The sequence below is a fragment of the Pseudarthrobacter polychromogenes genome (assembly GCF_014644495.1).
GTDB classification, from domain to species: Bacteria; Actinomycetota; Actinomycetes; order Actinomycetales; family Micrococcaceae; genus Arthrobacter; species Arthrobacter polychromogenes.
Window position 1 is genome coordinate 57,532 of sequence record NZ_BMKU01000007.1, and the last position, 25,169, is coordinate 82,700.

The 25,169-nt window shown below is 66.0% G+C and carries 22 protein-coding genes; 8 read left to right on the forward strand and 14 right to left on the reverse strand.

Going from position 1 to position 25,169, the window contains the following annotated elements; all coding sequences use genetic code 11:
- Positions 1–24: 24 nt before the first annotated feature.
- Complete coding sequence (locus tag IEX43_RS12405) at positions 25–954, reverse strand: Cof-type HAD-IIB family hydrolase (RefSeq protein WP_188811435.1); 930 nt, start codon at positions 952–954, stop codon at positions 25–27.
- A 152-nt stretch (positions 955–1,106) separates the two neighbouring features.
- Between IEX43_RS12405 and IEX43_RS12410 the strand changes: the two genes are divergently transcribed.
- On the forward strand, positions 1,107–1,406 hold the full coding sequence (locus IEX43_RS12410) for a type II toxin-antitoxin system VapB family antitoxin (RefSeq protein ID WP_102976783.1): 300 nt from the start codon (positions 1,107–1,109) through the stop codon (positions 1,404–1,406).
- Entirely contained in the window at positions 1,399–2,070 is a 672-nt protein-coding gene (locus IEX43_RS12415) for a LytR C-terminal domain-containing protein (protein WP_188811438.1), read from the forward strand. Before IEX43_RS12410 ends, IEX43_RS12415 begins: the two co-directional genes overlap by 8 nt.
- Positions 2,071–2,085: 15 nt before the next feature.
- On the opposite strand, the gene IEX43_RS12420 is transcribed toward IEX43_RS12415, so the two are convergent.
- On the reverse strand, positions 2,086–2,736 hold the full coding sequence (locus IEX43_RS12420; protein ID WP_188731871.1) for a TetR/AcrR family transcriptional regulator: 651 nt from the start codon (positions 2,734–2,736) through the stop codon (positions 2,086–2,088).
- Positions 2,737–2,792: 56 nt separating this feature from the next.
- The gene (locus tag IEX43_RS12425) at positions 2,793–3,491 is read right to left on the reverse strand and encodes a DsbA family oxidoreductase (RefSeq protein ID WP_188811440.1); all 699 of its coding nucleotides are present in this window, start codon (positions 3,489–3,491) and stop codon (positions 2,793–2,795) included.
- Positions 3,492–3,714: 223 nt separating this feature from the next.
- On the opposite strand from IEX43_RS12425, the gene IEX43_RS12430 reads away from it, so the two are divergent.
- Together IEX43_RS12430 and IEX43_RS12435 are read left to right on the forward strand one after the other, a co-directional pair.
- A complete protein-coding gene (locus IEX43_RS12430; protein WP_188811442.1) occupies positions 3,715–4,776 on the forward strand; it encodes a glycosyltransferase family 4 protein in 1,062 nt (353 codons plus the stop codon).
- Positions 4,777–4,835: 59 nt separating this feature from the next.
- Positions 4,836–6,989, forward strand: a complete 2,154-nt coding sequence (locus IEX43_RS12435; protein ID WP_188811444.1) for an amylo-alpha-1,6-glucosidase — start codon at positions 4,836–4,838, stop codon at positions 6,987–6,989.
- Between the two features lie 19 nt (positions 6,990–7,008).
- On the opposite strand, the gene IEX43_RS12440 is transcribed toward IEX43_RS12435, so the two are convergent.
- From IEX43_RS12440 to IEX43_RS12460, 5 genes are all read right to left on the reverse strand, one after another.
- The gene (locus IEX43_RS12440; RefSeq protein WP_188811446.1) at positions 7,009–7,539 is read right to left on the reverse strand and encodes a GNAT family N-acetyltransferase; all 531 of its coding nucleotides are present in this window, start codon (positions 7,537–7,539) and stop codon (positions 7,009–7,011) included.
- A 95-nt stretch (positions 7,540–7,634) separates the two neighbouring features.
- The gene (locus IEX43_RS12445) at positions 7,635–8,630 is read right to left on the reverse strand and encodes a sugar phosphate isomerase/epimerase family protein (RefSeq protein ID WP_188811448.1); all 996 of its coding nucleotides are present in this window, start codon (positions 8,628–8,630) and stop codon (positions 7,635–7,637) included.
- A gap of 1 nt (position 8,631) precedes the next feature.
- Positions 8,632–9,810: a Gfo/Idh/MocA family protein gene (locus IEX43_RS12450; protein WP_188811450.1), complete on the reverse strand. Its 1,179-nt coding sequence runs from the start codon at positions 9,808–9,810 to the stop codon at positions 8,632–8,634.
- Complete coding sequence (locus tag IEX43_RS12455; RefSeq protein WP_188811452.1) at positions 9,807–10,937, reverse strand: Gfo/Idh/MocA family protein; 1,131 nt, start codon at positions 10,935–10,937, stop codon at positions 9,807–9,809. The genes IEX43_RS12450 and IEX43_RS12455 overlap by 4 nt, the downstream gene beginning before the upstream one ends.
- Positions 10,934–11,710 (reverse strand): sugar phosphate isomerase/epimerase family protein, encoded by a 777-nt coding sequence (locus tag IEX43_RS12460; protein ID WP_188811454.1) that lies wholly within the window; start codon positions 11,708–11,710, stop codon positions 10,934–10,936. Before IEX43_RS12460 ends, IEX43_RS12455 begins: the two co-directional genes overlap by 4 nt.
- 136 nt (positions 11,711–11,846) lie before the next feature.
- Here IEX43_RS12460 and IEX43_RS12465 point away from each other — a divergent pair, with 136 nt between their 5' ends.
- Positions 11,847–13,064, forward strand: a complete 1,218-nt coding sequence (locus IEX43_RS12465) for an ROK family transcriptional regulator (RefSeq protein ID WP_188811456.1) — start codon at positions 11,847–11,849, stop codon at positions 13,062–13,064.
- A gap of 7 nt (positions 13,065–13,071) precedes the next feature.
- Here IEX43_RS12465 and IEX43_RS12470 read toward each other — a convergent pair whose 3' ends face one another.
- On the reverse strand, positions 13,072–14,031 hold the full coding sequence (locus IEX43_RS12470) for a D-2-hydroxyacid dehydrogenase family protein (protein WP_188811459.1): 960 nt from the start codon (positions 14,029–14,031) through the stop codon (positions 13,072–13,074).
- Between the two features lie 143 nt (positions 14,032–14,174).
- Between IEX43_RS12470 and IEX43_RS12475 the strand changes: the two genes are divergently transcribed.
- Positions 14,175–15,368: an MFS transporter gene (locus IEX43_RS12475; protein ID WP_188811460.1), complete on the forward strand. Its 1,194-nt coding sequence runs from the start codon at positions 14,175–14,177 to the stop codon at positions 15,366–15,368.
- 232 nt (positions 15,369–15,600) lie between these two features.
- Here the strand turns inward: IEX43_RS12475 and aceB are convergent, their stop codons facing one another.
- Both aceB and aceA read right to left on the reverse strand, forming a co-directional pair.
- Positions 15,601–17,253 (reverse strand): malate synthase A, encoded by a 1,653-nt coding sequence (aceB, locus tag IEX43_RS12480; protein ID WP_188811463.1) that lies wholly within the window; start codon positions 17,251–17,253, stop codon positions 15,601–15,603.
- Between the two features lie 92 nt (positions 17,254–17,345).
- Entirely contained in the window at positions 17,346–18,662 is a 1,317-nt protein-coding gene (gene aceA, locus IEX43_RS12485) for an isocitrate lyase (protein ID WP_188811465.1), read from the reverse strand.
- A 148-nt stretch (positions 18,663–18,810) separates the two neighbouring features.
- Between aceA and IEX43_RS12490 the strand changes: the two genes are divergently transcribed.
- A complete protein-coding gene (locus tag IEX43_RS12490) occupies positions 18,811–20,325 on the forward strand; it encodes an XRE family transcriptional regulator (RefSeq protein WP_188811467.1) in 1,515 nt (504 codons plus the stop codon).
- Here the strand turns inward: IEX43_RS12490 and IEX43_RS12495 are convergent.
- The gene (locus IEX43_RS12495) at positions 20,322–20,741 is read right to left on the reverse strand and encodes a hypothetical protein (protein ID WP_188811469.1); all 420 of its coding nucleotides are present in this window, start codon (positions 20,739–20,741) and stop codon (positions 20,322–20,324) included. The genes IEX43_RS12490 and IEX43_RS12495 overlap by 4 nt on opposite strands.
- Before the next feature lie 688 nt (positions 20,742–21,429).
- Here IEX43_RS12495 and IEX43_RS12500 point away from each other — a divergent pair.
- Positions 21,430–22,725 (forward strand): serpin family protein, encoded by a 1,296-nt coding sequence (locus IEX43_RS12500; protein WP_188811471.1) that lies wholly within the window; start codon positions 21,430–21,432, stop codon positions 22,723–22,725.
- A gap of 152 nt (positions 22,726–22,877) precedes the next feature.
- Here the strand turns inward: IEX43_RS12500 and IEX43_RS12505 are convergent, their stop codons facing one another.
- Together IEX43_RS12505 and IEX43_RS12510 are read right to left on the reverse strand one after the other, a co-directional pair.
- Positions 22,878–23,750 carry a hydroxymethylpyrimidine/phosphomethylpyrimidine kinase gene (locus tag IEX43_RS12505; protein ID WP_188811473.1) on the reverse strand — a complete coding sequence of 291 codons (873 nt, stop codon included), beginning with the start codon at positions 23,748–23,750 and terminating at the stop codon, positions 22,878–22,880.
- Between the two features lie 480 nt (positions 23,751–24,230).
- Entirely contained in the window at positions 24,231–25,145 is a 915-nt protein-coding gene (locus IEX43_RS12510) for a TIGR01777 family oxidoreductase (RefSeq protein ID WP_188811475.1), read from the reverse strand.
- Between the last annotated feature and the right edge of the window lie 24 nt (positions 25,146–25,169).

Sequence of the window (25,169 nt, forward strand, 5' to 3'; positions counted from 1 at the left end):
GGTTCCCGGGGCCGGGGAACCGGCTTAGGCGCCCAGCGCCTCCCGCCAGCTGCGCAGGAAAGCCCCGCCGGCGTCGTCGTGGATAACGGACGCCTCAAGCCCCAGGTCCCCGGCCGTCAGGACCGGGTACGGTTTCTCCGGGATGCCGTCGGCCGGGCGGACGTCCACATGCTTAACCGCGTGATCGTTGTGGTGAAGCCAGTCGGCCATGGCGTAGTCGGTGCGCGAATCGCCCACTGTCCGCCAGGCCGCCGGGGTGATGCCCTGCGCGGCGAGCAGTTCCACTGCCCGGCTGGCGCCCAGGTCCTTCCCAAGCCGCACCGACTCGATGTCCGTGGAGATGATGGTGGGGTCCACCCGGTAGTCCACCTCGTCGTCGGAATTGGGGGCGTGGTGGTCCAGCCGGACCACGCCAAGCCCGTGCCGGGCCATCAGTTCCATGGCGTCGGCGTCGAAGAGTTTCTGCTCTGCGAGGTAATCGGCGCTGGGTACCTCGATGTGCTGCTCCACGGACACCATGGCGCGCTTGGTCTCATCAAAGAACATGTGCCCGGCATAGTCCTCCGCCACCATGCGCCGGATGTCGTCCCCGTAAGCCGCGGGCACGGCGAGCTCCCGGTCCACGTGGACGGGGCCGGGTCCGGCTGCGGTGTAGCTGAACCACACGGCGCCCTTTTCGCAGATGGCGTGGATGATGGTCCCTGCCGGGATGCCGGCGGCGATCATGGGCTCCATCACCTGTTCCCGGATGAAAGCGTCGGAACGCCCTGTGTTGAAAACAACGGGAATCCCCGCAGCCGCGAGGGCCACCAGGTCATCGATGATCTCCCGCTTCACGTCCCGGGTCACCGGGCTTGCCACAGGCCCGTCCACATCGAGCAGGAGTGCCAGCGGCGGCATGGCAGGCGCGTGGATTCCGGGTGCGGACACGGCAGGGGACTCGGAGGCTGTCATGCCCCCATTCTGTCAGCTGAACCTTCCACAGCGCCCACGGCGGCCGGTACCGGCGGTGGCTGCAGGCAGGCCATGGTTACTGTTTGGCCACAACCTGCGGAAGGAACCGCCGGGTACTTTCGCTGGGCCCGCAGGATGCCTAGTGTGGCAAGGTGATATTCAAAGCTGTGGGCGAGGGCCGCCCTTACCCCGACCATGGTTACACAACGCCCAAGGAGTGGGCGTCGCTCCCGCCGCGTCCGGTCCGGCTGGACGAGCTGGTGACCACCAAGCGCACCCTCGACCTGGAAGCGCTGCTGGCTGAAGATTCCACCTTTTTCGGTGACCTGTTCCCGCACGTGGTGCAGTACCAGGGAACCCTCTACCTGGAGGACGGGCTGCACCGTGCCGTCCGCACCGCCCTGCACCAGCGCACCGCAATCCACGCCCGTGTCCTGGTGATAGATGGCTAGGAAGAAGCAGCAGGATGTCAGCGTCCTCCACGGCCACCACGTCGTCACCGGCCCGGAACTGCGTGCCACTTTTGGGGCCGCCCAGGCCGACGAAACAGCCCGGGTGCGCCGGCGCGTGCTGCACGGGGTTGTCCTGGTCCTGCTTGTGGGCCTCATCGCGGCGGCCATCATCACGGCGTTGGCGATCATCAACGGGCAGCTGAAGATTCCCGCAGCGGCGCCCGCGGAAGAATCAGTCTCCACCTGCCCGGCCGCAACGTTCGACTACACCCCGAACGACCAGATCAACCTGAACGTGTACAACTCCACCAGCCGGCCCGGGCTGGCACGTTCAGTGGCGGATGAGTTCCTGGCCAGGAAGTTCGTGGTGGGCGCCGTGTCCAACGTTGATGCGGGCTACCGCGGGGCCGCTGCCGTGATTTCGGGAGCGGCCGGGCAGTCTGCGGCGTTCAGCGTCCAGCGGAACCTGCCGGGCTCGGACTACTTCCAGGACAGCAGGACGGACGGGAGCGTGGACGTGATCCTTGCCCAGGACTACTCGGCGCTCACGCCGCCGGACCTCGTTGACCAGACGCCGGGAACCCTCAGCTGTCCGCGGGAAAGCCGCCGAGTTGCGGACGACGACAAGTGGCCAGTCTTCCCGTCGGCGGCGCCCACCCCGTGAACTTCGGCGGGTACATCAGCCGGCCACAGCCGGAAGGGGGCTTACCCTGATGGGGCGGCCGTCGTCGTCGAACCTGGCGCCGGCACCGAGCTGGATGAAGCGGACGGTCCGGGCCACGCGTGCTTCCAGTTCGGCGGGCTCGTCACTGCCCCTGGCTGCGCTGGAGGACAACGTGCCCAGGATGAGCTGTGCCTGCTGGTTGATGTCGGCCGCCGGCAGGTAGCCCTGCTCCATTCCGTCCCGCAGGATGCCCTGCAGCAGGACGCTGAGCTCGCCAACGTGGTCAGCGAGCTTGGCAAAGGACGACGGCGACAGCACGGCTCCCATTGCGGGTCCCGGCGGCAGGTGGCGGCGGCTGAGGTCGACCACCTGGGCGCGGACGTACAGGGCGAGCCGGTCCACGGGGTTGTCCAGCTGCCCCAGGGAGTCCCGCAGTTCGGAGAGGAACTTCTCGGTCTCATCGAGGGCGTAGGAGATCAGCAGCTCCTCGATGTCCGCGTAGTAGTTGTACACGGCAGTCCGGCCCACGCCCGCATGCCGGGCCACGTCCGTCATGGTCAGGCCGGGCAGGCCGTGGGAGAAGAGAAGTTCGCCGAAGGCGGTGAGGATGCGGCGCTGGGTGTCCGCTCGCTGCTCGGCGTTGCTGGCCGCTGAAATCCTGGGCATACAGACACTTTACCGCGATGTGTCAGTAAACGCCCTGACATTTCCTTGGCGCTCTCCTAGGCGGGGCAGCCGTCCGGCCCGCAGGCTCCGCCCTCCGCGGAATTGACCAGCACCAGCGGGTTGGCGTCCTGCCATGCCTGGTCCAGGGCTGCCGAGAACGTCTCCGTAGGCTGGGCCCCGAAAAGGCCGAACTTCCGGTCGATGACAAAGAACGGGACACCGCTGATACCCAGGGACCGCCCCTCTTCGACGTCGAAGCGGACGTCATCCGCATACTTGTCCGTGGTGAACAGCTCGTCCACCTCGGCCACGCCGATGCCCAGGCCCACCGCCAGCGACGTCAGGTACTCGCGGCTGCCGATGTCCTTGCCATGCTCGAAGTGGTCACTGAGCAGGCGCTCCTTGGCGGCGTCCTGCTTGCCGTGCGCGGCAGCGAGGTGGATCAGTCGGTGTGCCGTGAAGCTGTTGGCCACAACCACGGAATCGAAGCGGTAGTTCAGCCCTTCGCCCCTCGCTTCCTGGGCTACGTGGTCGAACATCTGTGAAACCTGCTGCGGCGGCATGCCCTTGCGGGTGCTCAGGTAGTCCAGCTCGGTTCCGTCGTAGTGTTCGGGAAGGGTTGGGTCGAGCTGGTAGCTCCGCCAGGTCACCTCCACCGCGTCCCGGTGCGGAAACGCTGCCAGGGCGGCTTCAAAGCGGCGCTTGCCGATGTAGCACCACGGGCACGCGACGTCGGACCAGATTTCAATCTTCATGGTCCCAACAACCCCGCCGAGGCTGCGGTCATTCCTTGGCCCCGTGTTAGATACCTCTCAGTAGGCCTTGTCCCCGTACAGTTCGTGGGCAATAGTCAGATTGTGGGTTATGCAGACGCCCTCGGGGTATCGCACTCCAACAGCGCCGCGGGCCTGGCCAGGTTCCGCGGAGGCGCCCGGCCCACTGGGGAGCCCGGCCTGTCATTTTTCCTGGAGGTCAGGGATGCGGATAGGACTCGTTGCTGGACCCTGGATACCGGTTCCACCATCTACTTACGGCGGAACTGAGCGGGTTGTGGACAGCCTGGCCAGGGGCTTTGCCGCTGCCGGGCACGAGGTGTTGCTGGCGGCGCCGTCGGACAGCTCCTGCCCGGTGCCCCTGGCTCCTGGCATGAGGACCTCGGTCCCGCACCAGCTGAACCGGACACTCTCCGAACTCAGCCAGGTAGCACGCGCCTATGCGGGAATGGGTGGCGTGGACATCATCCATGACCACACTCTGGCCGGGCCTTTGTATCTGCACAGGCCAGAGGGGATCCCCGTGGTGACGACGATCCACTGCAGGCTCGACGCCGGCGCGGCTGACATCTACGGTGCAATTGCCCGTAGGGCCGCGGTGATTGCGATTTCCCGTGACCAGGCTTCGCACGCTCCGGACGTGCCCGTGACCCGGGTGATCCATCATGGGATGGATATCGCCTCGGTGCCTGTAGGGTCCGGCCGCGGTGGGTACCTCTGCTTCGTAGGGAGGGCTTCCCGGGACAAGGGGCTGTTGGAAGCCGTGAGGATCGCCCGGGAGGCAGGAATACCGCTGAGGATCGCGGTCAAAGTGCGCGAGCAGGATGAGGTCACCTATTTCCGCGACGTCATCGAACCCATTCTGGGGCCGAACGAAGACTTTATGGGGGAAATGGATGACGCGGCGAAGTACCGGCTGATGGGGGAGGCAATCGCGTTCCTGAACCCGATTCAGTGGCCCGAACCATTCGGCCTGGTCATGATTGAGGCACTGGCCACCGGCACGCCGGTCATCGGCACCCCAGCAGGCTCAGCGCCCGAAATCATCGATCACGGGCGGACCGGATTCCTGGGGTCCACCGACCAGCTGGCCGGCCTTGTCCATAAGGCAGCGGGCCTGGACCGCGCGCTGTGCCGGCGGACGGTGGAGCAACGGTTCAGTGAAGAACGCATGGTGAACGATTACTTGCGGCTGTTCGGGGATCTCCTTGGGGGCAAGATGCCCGCAGGGGTTCCGCATGCCGCCGGCTTGCACCAGAATCTTTAAGGGGCGGGCAGTCTTCGGATCCCCGGCAGGAGCCCGCCCCTAATCGAAGGAGCCCCTTCATGACTGCATGGAACGCCGACACCGAAGCCGCTGCCTCAGAGTCAGGTTCGGTCACGGTGGTGGAGGGGTCCTCATTCTGCATTTCTTCCGGAACGGGGGACATCAGCGCTGACAGCGGTACCTACGGAGCCTTTTTCCAGGACACGCGCATTGTTTCCCACTGGATCCTGAGAATCAATGGCTCCCTCCGCGAGCCTCTGGGCGCGCAGCGGCCCAAACCCTTCGAAGCTGTGTTCGTTGGCAGGGCAAAAGGGTCCCGACGCCAGTTTGATGGCCCCCTGGTGGTGCGGCAGCACCGCCACGTCGGCCCTGGCCTGCAGGATGACATCACGCTGGAAAACTACTCGGCGGAGCCTGTGGAGTGCGAGGTTGAGCTTTTTGTGGACGCAGACCAGTCCGACCTTTTTGATGTCAAGGTCGGGCGGAGCTCCCGGCACCCGGACTCTGTCCGCACGGTCCGCGACGGCCAGCTTGTGATCGAAAGCGCCCGCAACGGGCAGCGGCGCGGCACCGCTGTCCGCGCCCGCGGTGCCGACGTAACTACAGACGGGCTCCGCTTCCACGTGACCGTCCCGCCCCGCGGCAAGTGGGCCACCAGCGTCATCGTGGTTCCCCTGATCAACGGCGAGGCTCCGGCCGGAGCCTTCTCCGAGGCCGGGCCCCCACACCACCGGGAAGGCGTCCGCCGGCACCGCAACTGGGAGCAGAAGGTCCCGGTGATCACCGTGGCGGACGCCAACCTGCAGAACGTCCTGAACCGCAGCCAGAGCGACCTGGGTTCACTCCGCATTTTTGATCCGCACCACCCCGAGCGTGCAGCTGTGGCGGCCGGCGCACCCTGGTTCATGGCTCTGTTCGGGCGTGACTCCATCCTGGCCTCCTACATGAGCCTCATGGTTGATCCCACGTTGGCGGCAGGGACGCTGCAGACTTTGGCCGGTCTCCAGGGGACGAAGGTGGACCAGGATTCAGAGGAGGAACCGGGGCGCATCCCGCACGAAGTCCGGCTGGGCGTCACCGCAGGCCTGGCATTGGGAGGTACAGCCTATTACGGAACCGCGGATGCAACCCCGCTGTTCGCGGCCCTCGTCGGGGAACTCAGCAGATGGGGCCTGTCACGGGACATCGTTGAACCATTGCTTCCCCATGTGGACCGTGCACTGGACTGGATCGAGCATTACGGCGACCGCGACGGTGACGGGTTCGTGGAGTACATCCGGCCCAATGACCACGGGCTCGTCAACCAGGGTTGGAAAGACTCCTGGGACGGCATCAACTTCGCTGATGGCACCATGGCAGAGGCGCCCATTGCCCTCTGCGAAGTCCAGGCCTACGTCTACGGCGCCTACGTGGGCCGGTCCCTGCTGGCCCGCTGGAGCGGCGACCGCGCCCTGGAACAGCACTGGGAGGCGCGCGCCGCCGAGTTGAAGGCTGCTTTCAACGAGAAGTTCTGGCTGCCGGACAAGGGCTATTTCGCCGTGGCATTGGATAAGGACAAGCGGCCCGTGGACGCCTGTACTTCAAACATGGGCCACTGCCTGTGGATGGGCATCGTGGATGAGGATAAGGCGGCATCCGTCGTGGAGCACCTGATGTCGCCGCAGATGTTTACCGGCTGGGGGATCCGCACCCTGGGTTCCGACATGGGCGCCTACAACCCCGTCAGTTACCACAACGGTTCAGTGTGGCCCCATGATTCCGCCCTGGTTGCCACCGGGCTGATGCGCTACGGGTTCGTGGAGGAGGCCCGGCAGCTGGCCACCGGTCTCTTCGACGCCGCCGAACACTTCGATGGCAGGCTGCCCGAACTCTTCTGCGGCTTTGACCGCGGCGAGTTCGAAGCTCCTGTGCCGTACCCAACCGCATGCTCGCCGCAGGCCTGGGCTGCTGCTGCGCCGGTGCAGCTGATCCGCGCGCTCCTCCGGTTCGACCCCGTGTTCACCCGCGGAGTGGTGCACCTCGCGCCCATCCTGCCGGAGGCCCTGGGCGACTTCCAGGCCGCGAACGTCCTGCTGGACACCTCCCGGATCACCATCAGGGCCCACGGAACGGGCGGCAGCATTGATGGGCTGCCGCCCGGCCTTAAACTCCTCGCCGAGCCACGTCCGCCCCTGGCCTACCCGCCCCAGGTCTATCCGGCCCAGGGCGCCTGACAGGAGCAGCGCGGACCAGTCAGGGAACCTCCCGCTCAAGCACGAAGTCGTGTTCAACCGCGCTGCCCAGCCGGAATGACTTGGTTCCCACCTTGCGGAACCCGGACTTCCCATAAAACCGGATGGCCCGGGCGTTCTGGCTGTTGACTCCCAGCCAGACGCCCCGGCCGCCGGCTTCCCCCGCCGCCTGGAGGCTGGCGTGCATCAGTTCGGCGGCGGCCCCGAGCCCGTGGTGTTCCGGGTGGACGTAGCACTTGCTCAGCTCCACGGACGGAACGATTCCCAGCGCCGCAACGACGTCCGGGTCTTCGGGCGGCCGGTTCACCAGCAGGCTGTAGCCACGCAGCCCGCCGCCGTCGATCACCAGGATGGTGGTGTCCGGATCGGCCAGGTAGTCCTGAAAGTGGCGTTCACTGAGCGTGTTCGCAAGGTGCGCTGCGATGTCATCAGGTGACGCCGACGGCGGGCACGCCAGCGGAAAGGTGACAGCCGCCAGCGCGGCCAGCGCGCCGGCGTCGTCCGCTGCCGCCTTTCGGATGGAAGAGGTCATGCAGGGATTTTACGTCCCTGCCGTCGGAGTTTTTGTCCAGATATGCAGGTTTCAAGGCCTCACAACCCTGCATATCTGGACAAAAACTCTTGGGGTTACTGTTTGAAAGCGGCGTCGAAGGAAGTGTTCGACGGCGGGAAGTCGAACTTCTTGAGGGCAGCGAGGGCTTCGGGGGCGCCGTGCAGGCGGTCCATGCCGGCGTCTTCCCATTCGACCGAGATGGGGCCGTCGTAGCCGATCGCGGACAGCGCGCGGAAGGACGCTTCCCAGGGGACGTCGCCGCGTCCGGCGGAGACGAAGTCCCAGCCGCGGCGGGGGTCGCCCCAGGGGAGGTGGGAACCCATGACGGTGTTCCGGCCTGTCTGGCGGACCTTGGTGTCCTTGCAGTCCACGTGGTAGATCCGGTCCTTGAAGTCCCAGATGAAGGAGACGGGATCGATGCCCTGCCACATCATGTGCGACGGGTCCCAGTTCAAGCCGAACGCTTCGCGGTGGCCAATAGCTTCGAGGGTGCGGACGGTGGTCCAGTAGTCGTAGGCGATTTCGGAGGGGTGGACCTCGTGGGCGAACCGGACGCCGCATTCGTCGAAGACGTCCAGGATGGGGTTCCAGCGGTCGGCAAAATCCTGGTAGCCGGCGTCGATGACCTTTTCGGGGACGGGCGGGAACATGGCGACGTACTGCCAGATGGAAGAGCCTGTGAAGCCGACGACGGTGTCCACGCCGAGTGCCTTGGCGAGCCGGGCGGTGTGCTGCATTTCCTCGGCGGCACGCTGGCGGACGCCTTCGGGGTCGCCGTCGCCCCAGACCTTGGCCCCCACGATGGCCTGGTGGCGGAAGTCGATGGGGTCATCGCAGACGGCCTGGCCTTTGAGGTGGTTGGAGATGGCCCAGACTTTGAGGTTGTACTTCTCCAGCAGGGCGAGCTTGGACTCGACGTAGCCGGGCTCGTCCCAGCGCCAGGCGTCCAGGTGGTCTCCGGAGACGGCGATTTCCAGGCCGTCGTAGCCCCAGCCGGAGGCGAGCCTGGCGACTTCCTCGAGCGGCAGGTCGGCCCACTGGCCGGTGAACAGGGTAAACGGGCGGGGCATGTCAGGCTCCTTCGGTGGCGGGGGAGAGCTGGACCAGGGTGCTGTTGGAGGCGGCTGATTGCTCCACGGCGTCCAGGATGCGCTGGACTTCCAGTCCGTCCTCGAACGACGGCGACGGCGCGGTTCCGGAGCTGACGGCCAGCAGGAAGTCGCGGACCTCGTGCGTGAACGTGTGCTCCCAGCCGATGATGTGGCCCTGCGGCCACCACGCGTCAAGGTAGGGGTGTTCGGGTTCGCTGACCAGGATCCTGCGGAAGCCTTGCTCCCGGGCGGGTGCGGTTGCGTCGAGGAACTGGAGTTCGTTGAGGTTTTCCAGGTCGAAGCGCAGGGCCCCCTTGTCGCCGAAAACCTCGAGCTGCAGGGAGTTCTTCCGGCCGGTGGCCACCCGGGATGCCTCCACTGAGGCGATTGCCCCGGAGGCGAGGGACAGCGTTGCCCAGGCGGCGTCGTCGACCGTTACGTCCTCGAGCCCGCCTGCGGGACCGCCCGTGCCGGGGCGGCGGTTCACGAAGGTGTGGGTCCGGCCCGAGACTTCCGTGACCTGGTCTCCGAGCAGGAACAGGACCTGGTCGATCGCATGGGAGGCGATGTCGCCGAGGGCCCCGGACCCGGCGGTTTCCTTGCGGAGGCGCCAGGTCATGGGTGCCTGGTCATCCGCGAGCCAATCCTGCAGGTAGGCGGCGCGGACGTGCCTGACCGTTCCTATCCTGCCCTCGCCGATGAGCTCCCTGGCCAGGGCGAGGGCCGGAACCCTGCGGTAGTTGAACCCCACCATCGACTGCACGCCCCGGGCCCTGGCGGCGCCGGCGGCAGCGGTCATGGCCTCAGCCTCCGCCATTGTGTTGGCCAGCGGCTTTTCCAGCAGTACGTGCTTGCCGGCAGCCAGGGCGGCGATGGCAATTTCGGCGTGCATCCAGCCGGGTGCGCAGACGTCGATGATGTGGATGTCGTCCCGGTCCAGGACAGTCCGCCAGTCCGTGGCGGTTTCTGCCCACCCGTATTTGGCGGCGGCCTCCGCAACGGCTTCGGCGTCCCGTCCCACCAGGACTTTCTGCTCGAACGCGGGGACGTCGAAGTAGCTGGCGACGTTCCGCCACGCGTTGGAGTGTGCCTTGCCCATAAAGGCGTAGCCGATCATGGCCACGCCCAGCGGCGCGGTAGTGCCTGCGCCCGGGCTCATGCGGAGTCTCCGAGGGTCAGGGTTTCCGGTGCCCAGTCTTCGGGGAGGGGTGCCGACGCCGGCGCGGAGCTTGCCACGTCCACGAACGTTCCCGAATCCATGGACTCCGAGATGGAGACCATCGCATCCAGCACGTGGTAGGCCAGGTCGCCGGTGGCACGGTGCGCGACACCGGCGCGGAGCGAGCGCGCCATGTCCAGGACGCCCATGCCGCGGCCGTTCGCGGGCCCCGTGGCCGGGACGGTGGTCCAGTCCTCGTCGCCTGCCCGCCAGAGCTTGACGTCGCCGTCGAAGTTGTTGGGATCCGGCAGGGAAAGGGTGGCCTCGGTTCCGGTGATCTCCACGAAGCCCATCCGGGTACGCGGGGACTCGAAGGAGAAGACGCTGTGGGAGGATGCTCCGCTCTCGAACTGGGCCATCGCTGAGACGTGGGTGGGGACCTCCACCGTGAATTCCTCGCCGGCCTTGGGGCCGGAACCGATCACGCGGACTTCTTTGGATTTAGAGCCGACGGCGGCCACCTTGCGGATGGAGCCGAAGGCCTGCACCAGGGTGGTGAGGTAGTACGGGCCCATGTCGAACAGCGGGCCCGCCCCGTACTGGAACAGGAAGGCCGGGTTGGGGTGCCAGGACTCCGGTCCGGGCGTCTGGAACGTGGTCATGGCCGTCAGCGGGGTGCCGATGTCGCCGCGCTGGATCAGGCGCAGCGCGGTCTGGAGGCCGGCGCCAAGGAAGGTGTCGGGGGCGCAGCCCAGGCGGATGCCTGCGGAGTCGGCCGTCTTGAGGAGCCCCAGCCCGGATTCCCGGTCCAGGGAGAACGGCTTTTCCGTCCAGACGTGCTTGCCGGCGTTGACGGCTGCGGTGGCCACCTCCACGTGGGCTGCCGGGATGGTCAGGTTGACGATGATTTCGACGTCGGGATGGTGCAGTGCCTTCTCCACCCCGCCCCACTCGGCGATTCCGTATTCCTTGGCCCGGGCCTCGGCGGCCTCCTCGAAGAGGTCCGCGATGACGTGGACCTTGAGGTCAGGGAACGTGGTGAGGTTGTCCAGGTACTGCTTGCTGATGTTGCCCGCGCCGATGACGCCGACGCCAACCGGGCCCTTGGCCATGGAGGGGATGCTCATGCCTGGGCTCCTTCGGTGTTGGCGGCGGCGTTCTTTGCGGTGCTCCCGGCGGCCTTGAGGAACGCAAGGCTCTCCGCGATGCCCTCGAAGATGTCCCCGGCGTAGTCGTCGAATTCCACCACGCCCACCTCCAGGGAGGTGGCGGCGGCGATCACGTCCAGGACCGGAACCCGGCCCTTGCCTGCAGGCTGCTGCGCCTTGGTATCTGTGGTGAGGGGCCCGTCCTTGATGTGGATCAGCTTCACCCGGTCGCCGAGCTTGGCGAGGATGTCCACGGGGTCCTGCCCGCCGACAGCCACCCAGTAGGTGTCCACTTCAAGGACCAGTTCCGGATCGAGCAGGCCGGCGAAGTACTCCAGGGCGGTCCGGCCCTCGATGGTGGACTCCAGCTCCCATTGGTGGTTGTGGTAGCCAACCCGGATGCCGTATTCGGCACCCTTCTTGGCGGCTTCATTCAATGCCGCTGCCGTGGCCTGGATGTCCTCTGCCGTCTGCCAGCGGTCGGCGGGGATGAACGGATCGATCACCGTGGTGATGCCCAGGCTTTTGGCCGCCGCGAAGATCTGGTCCTGGTCCTGGCTGAGCAGCGGTGCGTGGCCGGACGGTGCCGTCAGTCCGTTCTCTTTCAGGGCAGCGCCCAGTTCCTTTGCGGTGGCCACGAAGTTGTAGGGCTCCACCTGGGTAAAGCCGATGTCCGCGACCCTGCGGATGGTTCCTTCGAGGTCCTCCTGGATGGCGTCACGCAGGGTGTAGAGCTGAATTGAGTAGGACAAGGTGTCTCCCGGTTGCTTGGCCGCGATGGCAAGTGCTGTGATGCAGGTCTACCTGCAAAGCTAGGATCACTTTTGCCGAACGTCAAGCAAAAGTTGCTGCCGTGACATAAATAAGTAGATCTGCTATCCATGTCCTATGAACAAGACCACCGCCCGGCAGGCTCCCGCTGAGCCCCAGGCGTTGCCCGGCCGCGCCGGCGACATCTTCCAGCTGCTGCGGGACGGCAGGGCCCGCACCCGCGCCGAGCTGGCCGGCACCACAGGCCTGGCCAGGTCAACCGTTGCCGCCCGGATTGACGCCCTGATCTCTTCCGGACTCGTTGGCCCGGCCGGTGAGGCAACCTCCAGCGGCGGGAGGCCGCCGTCGCGCTTTGCCTTTAACCCGGCCGCCCGGGTGGTGCTGGCGGTGGACGTCGGAGCAACGCACGTAGCGCTCGCCGTGACGGACCTGGGCGGCTCTGTGCTTGCTGAACGGCGGGTGGACCAGCAGGTGGCGGACGGGCCGGAGAAAGTCCTGGGGCTGGTGGTCCGCGAGGCAGTGAAACTGCTGACGGCGGCATCGCGGGGCGTGGCGGATCTTGCGGGTGTGGGGATCGGGCTGCCCGGACCCGTGGAGCATGACACGGGGCGCCCCGTAAAGCCGCCCATCATGCCCGGCTGGGACGGGTTCGATGTGGTCCGGTTTGTCCAGCGCTCGCTGCCGGTCCCCGTGCTGGTGGACAATGACGTCAACATCATGGCACTGGGCGAGCGAACCGCCCATTGGCCCGACCATGACAACTTCATCTTCGTGAAAGTGGCCACGGGCATCGGCGCGGGCATCATCAGCAGCGGCGAGCTGCAGCGCGGAGCCAACGGCACAGCCGGCGACCTGGGCCATGTCCGCGTCCCCCGCGGAGACGACGTCCTGTGCCGCTGCGGAAACCACGGCTGCCTTGAAGCCCTCGCCTCAGGACCGGCGATCGCCGCAGCCCTGCGCGGTGAAGGGCTGGAGGCGGCCAAGGGGGCGGACGTGGTCAGCCTGGTGGCCCAGGGAAACCAGCAGGCAATCCAGGCCCTGCGCCAGGCAGGCCGGGACGTGGGCGATGTGCTTGCCACCGTGGTGAACCTCCTGAACCCCTCCGTCATCGTGATCGGAGGAAGCATAGGAGACTCGGGTGAGCACCTCGTGGCCGGCGTCCGGGAGGTTGTCTACCGGCGCTCGCTGCCCCTTGCCACGTCGCAGCTCCGGATCGGGCTGTCCCATGCGGGCGACAAGGCCGCCATCCTCGGCGCCAGCCAGCTGGTGACCCAGCATGTCCTTTCCCCGGCGGTTATCGAGGCAACTCTGGCCGGAAACGCCATGGCCGGCTGAGACCCGGCTACGGTGTGATGGTCCGGACGGGCGCGCCGGCCAGCCAGGCGGTGATGTCCTCAAATGCCCCGCCGTAGAACTGGCGGTAGCTTTCCCGCGTGACGTAACCGAGGTGCGGCGAGAGCACCGTATTGGGCGCGGTGAGGAGCGGATGCCCTGCCTGCAGCGGTTCCTGGTCGAACACGTCCAGCGCCGCCCCCCGGATCCAGCCCTCGCTGAGGGCCTTCAGCAGTGCGTCCTGGCTGACCAGCGGGCCCCGGGCGGTGTTGACCAGGATGCTTTCGGGTCCCAGCAGGCGCAGCTCCGGTTCGCCCACGATGTTTTCCGAGCGTGCGGAGAGCCTCAGGTGGAGTGTGGCGACGTCGGACTGGCGGAACAGCTCTTCCTTGGACACCAGCCGCGCACCGGCCTCCTCCGCCGCCCCGGCCGTCAGGTTCTGGCTCCACGCCAGCACCTCCATCCCGAAGGCCTGCCCGTAGGCTGCAATGCGGCGCCCGATCTTGCCAAGCCCCACAACGCCGAGCGTTTTTCCTGCCAGCTCGAACCCCACCGAGGTCTGCCAGTTACCCGCCCGCAGGGAGTTTTCCTCGGCCGTCAGGTTCCGGGCGATGGCCAGCAGGAGTGCCCACGTCAGCTCGGGAGCGGCGGTGGGAGAACCCGGAGTGCCGCAGACAGTGATGCCCTGCTCGGCAGCGGCGGCAACATCAATGGAGGCATTCGCCATCCCGGTGGTCACCAGGAGCTGGAGGCCGGGAAGTTTTTCGAGCACTTCGCGCGGAAAAGCGGTCCGCTCGCGCATGGCCACCACCATGGTGGCATCCGCCAGCGCTGCCACCAAGGACTCGGGTGAGGCGAAAGGTTCACGGTAGGTAACAACACTTACCCCTTCCGCTTCCAGGGCTGCCCAGTCGGCAAAACCATGGGCCACATTCTGGTAGTCATCAAGGATGGCGAGGCGGTGCTGCATGGCGTTGTCCTTCGTCCCGGATCTCTCTGGCGTGAAGTTCATCGTAAGCCCGCGGGTCCTGCGGGGACGCCTGGAACCGCTGAACCGCCGGCCGTGATAGCAATGGGAGTGATGAAACCACCCCCAGACCGGTCCCTGGCCCTGTGAGCGGCCGGATCCTCGCCCGGATTCCCTACAGCTGGATCCTGCTGGCCTGCATAGGCCTGTTGGCACTTAACCTTCGGGGCCCGTTCATAGCCGTTGCCCCGGTGGTGGACCTGATGCAGGCCGAGCTCAACTTCTCGCCGGTGATGTTGGGGCTGCTGACCAGCATCCCGGTCCTCTGCTTCTCCCTGGCCGCGCCCCTGGCATCCTTGGCAGCCAGGAAGTTCGGCGCCGAGTTCGCAGTGACGCTGACCATCCTTGGGGTGCTGGCCGGCGTCCTGGTCCGTTCCTCGGGAGGCCCGGTCCTGGTGATGGCCGGCACGGTTGTGATCGGCCTGGCCATTACAGTGGGCAACATCGCGGTGCCCCTGATTATCCGCCGCGACTTTGCGCCGGCCCGGCAGGGGACCGCGATGGGCATCTACACGGCAGCCCTCAACATCGGCTCGTTCCTGACATCGGTGATCACGGCGCCACTGGCCAGCGTGGCGGGGTGGAGGTTCGCACTGGGATCCGTGGCGGTCCTGGCGGTGGCAGCGGTGGCGTTCTGGACCCTGGCGGTGGGTCCGCGAAGCGCATTCCTGGTCTCGCCCGAAAGCACAGCGAACAGCAGCCTGGCGCCGGTCCGGGGCTCGCGCTGGATCACTGCGGGGCTGACAGCGGGCTTCGCCGGGCAGGCGTTCTCCTACTACGGGGTGACAGCCTGGCTGCCCAGTTACCTCAACGACGAGCTGGGAATGTCCGCAACCGAGGCCGGCGCTGCTTCCTCCATCTTCCAGATCCTCGCCATCCTGGGCGGTCTTGGAGTGCCGTTTGCCGCCAAATACATGAGCATGGCGTCCCTGGCGGTCACCTTGGGTGTCCTGTGGATTACCGTGCCCGCCGGGCTGCTGCTGGCTCCCGGGGCCTGGTGGCTGTGGTCCACCGCCGGCGGTATCGCCCAGGGCGGCGGCATCACCGTCATCTTCATCGCCATCATCCGGCTGGCCAGGGACCAGGCGTCGGCTGGACGCATGTCCGCCGTGGTGCAGGGCGCCGGCTACGCAATCGGAGCTTCCGCCCCGCCGCTGGTGGGCTACATCCACGACGTCTCGGGCTCCTGGACCCCGGCACTGCTGGTGATCCTGGCGTCCGTGCTGACGTTTTTTGCCAGCACTGCCCTCTCCGTGCGGCAGGTGCCAAAGGGCCGCTGAGCCAGGCGCCGCCGTCGTACGTCCTTCCCCTACTTGGGGACGCTCTCTCACTTAACGCAGCTTAACGAGAAACGCTCTCTCACTTTCCGGGGGAAAGTGAGAGAGCGATCGGAAATTCCCTGCGTTAAGTGAGAGAGCGTCCGGGGTGGGGATGTTCCGTCGCCGGGCGGCCCTCCGGATTTCGGAGGTGCCTGTTGCGAAGGGCGTGCCGGCCCGGCGAACGGAATTCTGGTTATGCGGCGGCGAGTTCCTCGACCGTGGCCTTCTCGCGGGCTTCGGTCAGGTACCGCGCATAGGCGGGGAGGGTGAGGAAGGACGGGAAGTCCTGGGCCATGGTGACCTCCTCGAAGATGTCGCGGGCGTCTTCGAAACGGTCACCGTCGAAGCGTTCCAGCCGCGCGAATTCCTCGTCCAGGAGTTCCTCGATCCAGTGGTGGGTGACGATTTCTCCCCGGTCCGTGATGGCGCTGGAGAACATCCACTGCCAGAGCTGCGAGCGGGAGATTTCCGCGGTGGCGGCGTCCTCCATGAGGTTGTGGATGGCCACCGCGCCGTTGCCGCGGAGCCAGGATTCGATGTAGCGGATGCCCACTTCGATGTTGTTGCGGATGCCCTGCTCGGTGATGGTGCCGGTGGTGGCAGCAACGTTGATGAGGGCGCGGTCGTCCGGGACCACGTCCTCGCGGGTGCGGTCCAGCTGGTTGGGCTTGCTGCCCAGGATGCTGTCGAACACCTCGCGGCAGACCGGCACCAGGTCCGGGTGGGCCACCCACGAGCCGTCGAAGCCGTCGTTGGCCTCACGGGTCTTGTCCGCACGGACCTTCTCCAGGGCGTTGGCGTTGGCGGCCTCGTCCTTGCGGTTGGGGACAGCTGCGGCCATGCCGCCAATGGCCATGGCGCCGCGCTTGTGGCAGGCACGGACCAGCTGTTCGGTGTAGGCACGCATGAAGGGCTGCGTCATGGTCACCTGGCTGCGGTCCGGCAGGACGAAACGGGGGCCGCGGGTGCGGAAGTTCTTGATCAGCGAGAAGATGTAGTCCCAGCGGCCGGCGTTAAGTCCGGCGGCGTGGTCCCGCAGTTCGTAGAGGATCTCCTCCATTTCGAAGGCCGCGGTGATGGTTTCGATCAGCACGGTGGCGCGGATAGTGCCCTGCGGGATGCCGAGCAGGTCCTGGGCCAGGATGAAGATGTCGTTCCACAGGCGGGCTTCGAGGTGGTTCTCAATTTTCGGCAGGTAGAAGTACGGGCCCTTGCCCTGGGCCAGGAGGCGGCGGGCGTTGTGGAAGAAGAACAGGCCGAAGTCCACGATGCCGCCGGCGATGGGTTCGCCGTCGATCAGCATGTGCTTTTCGGGCAGGTGCCAGCCGCGGGGGCGGACCACGATGGTGGGCAGGTCACCGGCGGGGCGGAGCTTGTACTCCTTGCCCTCGGGGGAGGTGAAGTCGATGCGCCGCTCCAGGGCGTCGGTGAGGTTCAGCTGGCCCTTGATGACATTCCGCCAGGTAGGGGTGGAGGAGTCCTCCATGTCAGCGAGCCACACTTTGGCCCCGGAGTTCAGGGCATTGATGGTCATCTTCTTGTCCACCGGTCCGGTGATTTCCACGCGGCGGTCCTCCAGCCCCGGGGCCGGGGGAGCGACGCGCCAGGACGGGTCGTTGCGGATTTCCTCGGTTTCGCGGAGGAACCGCGGGTCCTGCCCGGCAGCGATCTCCGCCCGCCGCGTCCGGCGTGCCTGCAGCAGTTCCTGCCGCCGGGCCGCCGTCGACCGGTGCAGCTTTGCTATGAAAGCCAAGGCATCCGGGGTAAGCACCTCGTCCTGCCGGCAAATCGGCTGCGCGGTCATGGTGATTCCATTGATGGTGAAACTGTCAGTGAAGCTGTTCATTTCGGTCTCCTGGTGCAGGGCCCAACTGGGTAGCAGTAAGTGCCGTTTTGAGCCTTCAAAACGACACCTACTGCTACTTACTTGGGAAAGATTTAGTGGAACTGGCCCTCTTCGGTCGATCCGACCAGTGCGAGGGTGGATGCGTTCGGGTTGAGCGCAGTGGCGATGTCGTCGAAGTAGCCGGTGCCGACTTCGCGCTGGTGCTTGGTTGCGGTGTAGCCGCGGGATTCGGAGGCGAATTCCTTCTCCTGCAGTTCGACGTAGGCGCTCATGCCTTCCCGGGCGTAGCCGTGGGCGAGATCGAACATCGAGTAGTTCAGGGCGTGGAAGCCGGCCAGGGTGATGAACTGGAACGTGAAGCCCATGGCGCCAAGTTCACGCTGGAACTTCGCGATGGTGGCGTCGTCCAGGTGCTTGCGCCAGTTGAACGACGGCGAGCAGTTGTAGGAGAGCATCTGGTCCGGGAACTCGGCCTTTACCGCTTCGGCGAACTTGCGGGCCAGCTCGAGGTCCGGGGTGCCCGTTTCCATCCAGATGAGGTCGGAGTACGGGGCGTAGGCCTTGGCGCGGGCGATGCAGGGTTCGATGCCGTTGCGGACCTTGTAGAAGCCTTCTGCGGTGCGCTCGCCAGTGATGAACTCCTGGTCCCGCTCGTCGACGTCGGAGGTGATCAGGGTGGCTGCCTCTGCGTCGGTACGGGCGATGACCACGGACGGGGTGCCGGCGACGTCGGCGGCCAGGCGGGCGGCGTTCAGAGTGCGGACGTGCTGTTGGGTTGGGATAAGCACCTTGCCGCCGAGGTGGCCGCACTTCTTCTCCGAGGCGAGCTGGTCCTCCCAGTGAACGCCTGAGGCGCCGGCCTGGATCATGGACTTCATCAGTTCGTACGCGTTGAGCGGTCCGCCGAAGCCTGCCTCGGCATCGGCGATGATCGGGACCATCCAGTCCTCGACCGTCTGGACGCCTTCGGAGAACTCGATCTGGTCTGCCCGGAGGAGGGCGTTGTTGATGCGGCGGACCACCGTCGGGACCGAGTTGGCCGGGTAGAGCGACTGGTCCGGGTACGTGTGGCCGGAGTTGTTCGCGTCGGCTGCGACCTGCCAGCCGGAGAGGTAGATGGCGCGGAGGCCGGCTTTCACCTGCTGCACGGCCTGGTTGCCAGTGAGGGCACCAAGGGCGTTGGTGTAGCCGCCCGTCTTGTGCTCTTCGGTCAGCTGCTTCCACAGCTTCTCCGCGCCACGGCGGGCCAGGGTGTGTTCTTCGGAGACGCGGCCGCGGAGGCGGACGACGTCGGAAGCCTTGTAGTCCCGGGTCACACCTTCCCAGCGCGGGTTGGCGGCCCACTCGAGCTCCAGGGCGGCGGCCTGCTCTGCGGGCGTCTGCTGGGTGGGCTCAAATGCTGCAGTCATCGTTGATCTCCTTGATTGAGCTCCGGAATCGGTAGGCGGGAACTGCGCCTTTGCAGTTCCCGCCGGCTTCCCGGTGCGGTGTTTCTTTCCGTAATCACTACTTTTCAGCACTTTCAAGCACCTTTCTAGGGAAAAAGTATGGAAAGAAATGCATTTCTTCACGTATCCTTCAGAAATGACGCCTGGAAGCTGGAACAGAGAAGTCTCGCCGCAAACACCCTCCGCCGCGCCCGCTGGACTGGACGTCATCAGCCTGGGCCGGCGGGTCAGGCATCTGCGCAAGCAGGCTGGACTGACCCTCGATGACCTCAGCGCCGCCGTCGGTACGGCGCCCAGCCAGCTGAGCCTGATCGAGAACGGAAAGCGGGAACCCAAGCTGGGGCTGCTCCAGCACCTGGCCTCCGCGCTCAACGTCAGCATGGACCAACTTCTTGGTGCCGAACCGCCCAGCCGCCGCGCCGCCCTGGAGATCGAGCTGGAACGCTACCAGCGCAGCCCGCTGTACGAGACGCTGAACCTGCCCAAAATCCGCATCAGTTCGCGGCTTCCGCTGGATGTGCTGGAGGCCCAGGTGGGCCTGCTGCACGAGCTGGAACGCAAGATGAACGAGCAGGTGGCCACCCCTGAGGAAGCCCGCCGGGCGAATGGTGAACTGCGGGCCATGATGCGCGAGCGCGGCAACTATTTCCCTGAGTACGAGGCCGAGGCGCAGAAGGTCCTCAAGGCCGTGGGCTACACCACCGGTCCGCTCAGCCAGCACGTCATCGCGGACATCGCCGAGAACCTTGGATTCACGCTCCACCACGTGGGTGACCTGCCGCATTCAACGCGGTCCGTAACCGACCTGAAGAACCGCAGAATTTACCTCACCCAGAACCAGCGGACGGACCATGACCCCCGGTCGGTGCTGCTGCAGGCGCTGGGCCACTACGTCCTGGGCCATGAAACCCCCAAGAATTACGGCGACTTCCTGGCCCAGCGCGTAGCAACGAACTATTTTGCCGCCGCGCTCCTGCTCCCCGAGCAGGCCACCATGGAATTCCTGCACCAGGCCAAGGCCGCCAAGGAGATCGCGGTGGAAGACATCCGCGATGCTTTTGCCGTGTCCTACGAAACGGCCGCCCACCGGTTTACCAACCTCGCCACCCAGCACCTGGGCATCACCACGCACTTCCAGAAGACCCACCAGAGCGGGATCATCTACAAGGCCTACGAGAACGACGGCGTGGCGTTCCCCCAGGACCACACCGGCGCCATCGAGGGCCAGCCGTCGTGCAAGGCGTGGACGTCCCGTGCAGTGTTCGACGTGCCGGACAAATTCAGTGCTTACAGCCAGTACACCGACACGCCCTCGGGGACTTACTGGTGCACCGCCCGCACCGAACGCTCCGCCACCGGAGAGTTTTCGCTGAGCATCGGGGTTCCGTACCAGCACGTGAAATGGTTCCGGGGGCGGGAGACGACGGCAAGGGCCAAGTCCACCTGCCCGGATCCAAACTGCTGCAAGCGACCGCCGGCCGAGCTTGCGTCCCACTGGGCCGGCAATGCGTGGCCTTCCGCGCGGGCCCACTCGCACCTGCTGGCTGCAATGCCACCCGGGGCCTTCCCCGGCGTGGACGAGACCGAGGTGTACAGCTTCCTTCAGGCGCACTCGGGGAGCTAGCCAGCGGGGGCAGCCGTGACGACGTTAGCCGTCTCCGCGCCGCCGGGTGCCGAGCGCATGTCCAGGCAGATGATGTCCGTCAGGATGCCGTTTACTGCCCGGTACGATTCAGGCTTGCCGGACCACCGGCCGGAATCGTGGAGAAAGCGCAGGAACGTCGTCAGCGAATAGGTGGCCACGATGCCTTCATAGACGGTATGGATGATGAGGGACGCCAATCTTGCTGCGACCTCGGCCGGGTCGAGGGCAGTGATGGAACGCTTTTCACCAAACTCAGGGTAGAAGCGGAAGAAGAGCTTCAGGCTCGCCAGCACCTCTTCCACGTCTGTGCTGAAGGGGCGCTGGACGTACCAGCACATGAAGGCCGGGGCCAGGGTTTCCAACTCCCGGACGTTGCCCGATGAAGGGGTGGCCACTTGCGGTGCGGAGGCTTTGAAAGGGTCTCCTGGTTGGTTCCGCACATGGTTCGTTCGTCCCGCCCGTCGGCGCTGGTTCCTGCCCACAGTGATCCTCGCTTCCTTCCTGCTCTCCTGGTCCTCCAAACAGTAGGGAGGAAACCCTCAGCCCTGCGACAGCCTGAAGCGCGTATGTGGATAAGAAGGCGAAACCTGACCCAATGCCTGCCCGCTTGTGGTGGGCATGGGGCGTTGGCGGATACGCGGCGGGAAGTGATGGGGCTTGGGTCAGCCCTGCAGCGCCCGGTACGCGTCCGCTGCCGCCGGGTGCAGGGGGACTCCGACGGTATTCATGAGGCTTTCCGCGCTGAGGAACTGCGCGCCCGAACCTGCGGCAGGACAGTTGACGTACGACGGCGGGTGCCCACCCGCCGTCGTCCGCCCACCACGCCAGGACGCTCTATCAGTTCCTGCAGGAAATACCTGAACGCTCTATCACTCTCTTCAGGAAAGTGAGAGAGCGCCGCAGGTTTTCCTGCGCTAAGTGGGAGAGCGTGCCGGGTTTTCTTGCGCTAAGTGGGAGAGCGTCCCGGGGTGAGACCAAATCGAGCGCAAAGCGTGACCCTGCCGGCATCGTCCCGCGCCGTCGTCGCTGTTTCACTGGGAGGAGGCGGATTCCCGCCCGCGGCATGCCGGGGAGGCAACAGAGATGTTTCGTTTTCAGCGGATGATCGCGTGGGGTGCCTTGATGGGACTGGCAGGGTGCGCGGCGCCGGGCCCGTCCCCGGCCCCGGAGCTCCTCACGGCTGACGGCGTCGAGCGGGTCTATGTGGACCGGGAGGAGTACGCCGCTGAATTGCGCTCCTTCCGGGCTTCGGCGCTCTTCCTCGGCGGAGCATTGCTGGCCGACGGCGGCGACGGCGCAAACGGGAACGTGGTGTCCTCGCCCGGGAGCCTCCTAATTGCCCTCGCCATGCTCCGTGCAGGTGCCACCGGTAAGACCGCGGCCGAGATGGACAGCATCCTGCAATTTCCTCCCGAGACGCGCGATGAGGCCATGAACGCGGTCCTCCGCTCGCTCGAAAGGTTCGACGGTGACCCCGGTGCGGTGGATGAGGAGAACCCGCCGCAGAAGCCGGTCATGCACTCGGCCAACGGCCTGTTTGTAGATACGGACGTGCCTACCGGGCAGCCCTTCCTGGATACCCTGGCCCGGCACTATGGGACAGGCGTTTATCCCGTGGATTTCAGTGATGAGGGTGCAACGAAGCCCGCCATTGATGCCTGGGTGAACAGGAACACCGGCGGCAGGATCAAGGAAGCCCCGGCGGAGTACGACCCCAACAACACTTTCAGCCTGCTCAACTCGTTGTACTTCGCCTCTGCCTGGAGCGCACCGTTCGATCCGAACGCCACCTCTGACCTGCCCTTCACAACAGCGGTGGGCGAGGAAATCATCGTGCCAGCCATGCACAACGAACTCACGATGAAATATGCGGAAGGTGCCGGCTGGCAGGGTGTGGATCTTCCCTATGCCGACGGTTTCGTCATGCGGCTGGTCCTGCCCGCAGGGAAAACCGCTCCCGACGGCACGGCCGCCCCTGTGGCGTTCGACGCGGAGAAACTTGCGGAAGTCGCGGACACGTTTGATACCGCCCGGCCCGCGTCAGTCCAGATCCAGCTGCCCCGCTGGGACCACAAGTCCAGTTTTGATCTCCGCCAGGTCTTCGATGCGCTGGGCCTGGAGAACATGCTCGGTACCACGGAGGACTTCAACAACATCCAGCCGCAGATGATGATTACCCAAGCCGCCCAGGCTGCCAACATCACGGTGGCCGAAAAGGGCACCATTGCCGCCGCTGTAACCCAGATCAACGGAGAGGCCACCAGCGCTCCACCGGAGCCCGAGCGGACCATCGCGTTCGACCGGCCGTTCCACTACCAGATCGTTCATGGCGAAACCGGGCTGCCGCTGTTCATGGGAACTGTAACCGACCCCAGGTGAACGAACGTCTAGGGCTGCCCCGCGCCGTCGTCCCTCCCAGACGACGCTCCATCAGCTAATGCAGGAAAATACGGAACCCTCTCGCGCACAGTGCAAGAGGGTTTCGGGAAAACGCGCATCTAGTGAGAGAGCGTCCGGGGCTGGGTGGCGGGTTAGCGGGCGCCGCCCTGCCACAGTGCATCAAACGGGGCGCCGGAGGCCACGCGATTGCGGATCCCCGCGGTGACAAAGTCCTTGGCTGTGCGGGCTGCGTCGAGCGGCGATGCCCCCTTGGCGAGTTCCGCTGTCACTGCGGCAGCCAGCGAGCAGCCGGCGCCGGAGACAGCCACCTCGCCCACCTTGGGTGCGCTCAGGACTTCCAGGGTTTCGCCGTCGTAGAACACGTCGACGGCGTCCGGGCCTTCCAGCCGCACCCCGCCCTTGGCGAGTACGGCCGCGCCGCTGATTTCGTGGATGCGGATGGCGGCGGCCTTGAGGGACTCGACATCGGTGATTTCCAGGCCAGACAGCGATTCGGCCTCAAAATGGTTGGGTGTGACAAACGTGGCCAGCGGCAGGATCTGCGCCTTGAGGGCCTGGTCCGTGTCCAGCGCGTGCCCCGGCTCCTGGCCCTTGCAGATCAGGACCGGATCCAGGACCACGTTGCCAAAACTGTTGGCTTCCAGTGCACCAGCCACGGTGGCGATGGTGGCGGGGCTGCCCAGCATCCCGATCTTGACGGTGTCCAGCACCGGCCGGCCGGGCAGTGGTTGACCATCTGATGCCAGCCCGTAAGCGGCCGTGGTCGCCTCCAGCTGGTCCGCGATGACCTGCTGGTCCACCGGGACAAACCGGTGGTTCCAATCGTCGTTCGGGTCGAACGAGACGATGCACGTCAGGTTGGCGATGCCAAAGACCCCCAGCTCCTGGAACGTCTTCAGGTCGGCCTGGGCACCGGCGCCGCCGGTGGCCTCTGAACCGGCGATCGTCAGGACAACGGCGGGAGCGGCAGCGGGGGACTGGACATCAGCGGAAACGGAAGTCATGGCACCATCCTGCCATCCGGCGTCGAACGCCCGCTTTGTGGGGCCGTACAGCATCTGGACGTGCGGCTGGTCAGGGTTCCAAGACCGCCGCTGCTGGCGACGGCCCAGCGTCGTGGCCCTGTTCCGTTTCATCGTGCGCCTTGACGATTGGTACCACGGCCGAGCGGCCCAGCGCGGCGCAAAATCCGGCCCATAGCGCTAAGCCCCACATCGAATACCACCGGGTGCCAACGAGGAAGAGAAGTGTCACCATGCCGGTGACGATGCCGGCCCCGCCTATAGCGAGGATATGAATCCACTGGTTGCGGACAGACCGCAGAAGCATCCCCACCAGAAGAGCCAGCGGCATGCCGAATAGCAGGGCCGCTCCAATTGAGAATACGTACCCCGGGGGACCGAATGGCAGGCCAAAGACAAAGACAGTAAGGGCGGCGCCGAGGAGGAAGGCGGCGGGGCCAAAAGTCACCCGGCGCGGCCGGCTCACCTGGCTTTGGCGATCTGCTGGAGCGCGCGGCCCAGTTCTGGCTGGCTGTAGACGAAACCCGCGTCCAGCAGCTTCTCCGGCTGGACCCAGCGGCTCTTCAGGACCAGCTCCGTCTCTGTCCGGATCAGTACGGCACCCAGCCGCAGAAGCCAGGCGGGAGTGGGGATGCCGAACCGGGCCCCGTACGCGCGGCGGACCATGCGCATCAGTTCGCGGTTTGTCACCACATCCGGTGAAGCCACGTTCACCGGCCCGGTGATGTCCTTCCGCGCATGCACGAAGCGCACGCACCGGTAGAGGTCCTCCACATGGATCCAGCTGAATTTCTGCGTGCCTGGTCCCATCCGGCCGCCCAGACCCAGCCGGGCCAGGATTACGAAGGGCCGCAGTGCTCCTCCTCCGCGGCCGAGGACGATGGCGATCCGCAGCGGAATCTTGCGTGTCCCCGGCGTCACGGCGGCGTCGAGTTCCGCTTCCCAGGCGCGGGCAACGTCCACGGAGAATCCCGTTCCGGGTTCGCCGTCACGTTCCGACTGCGGGCGGTCGACGGCGTTGCGGTAGATGGTGCCGGTGCTCGCATTGAGCCAGGTCGACGGCGGCTGCCGGCAAAGTGCGATGGCGCGGCCAAGTGCCGCCGTGGTCGCAACGCGGGACTGCAGTATGGCTGCCTTGTTCCGGTCGTTGTAGCGGCAGGAGACGGAGCGTCCGGCGAGGTTCACGAGAAACTCCGCACCGTCCAGCACCTGGGCCAGGCGGCCGTCGTCGTCATCCCACGTGGCCGCTGGCGAACCCTTGGCGCCTTCACGGCCAATGGTGCGCACGGTCCAGCCATCCTTCTCGAAGCGGGCCCGGATATATCTGCCGATGAATCCGGAAGCTCCAGCCAGTACCACCGTTCTGGTGCCGCTCATTTTCCCCCCAATGTGTTTTGTTTC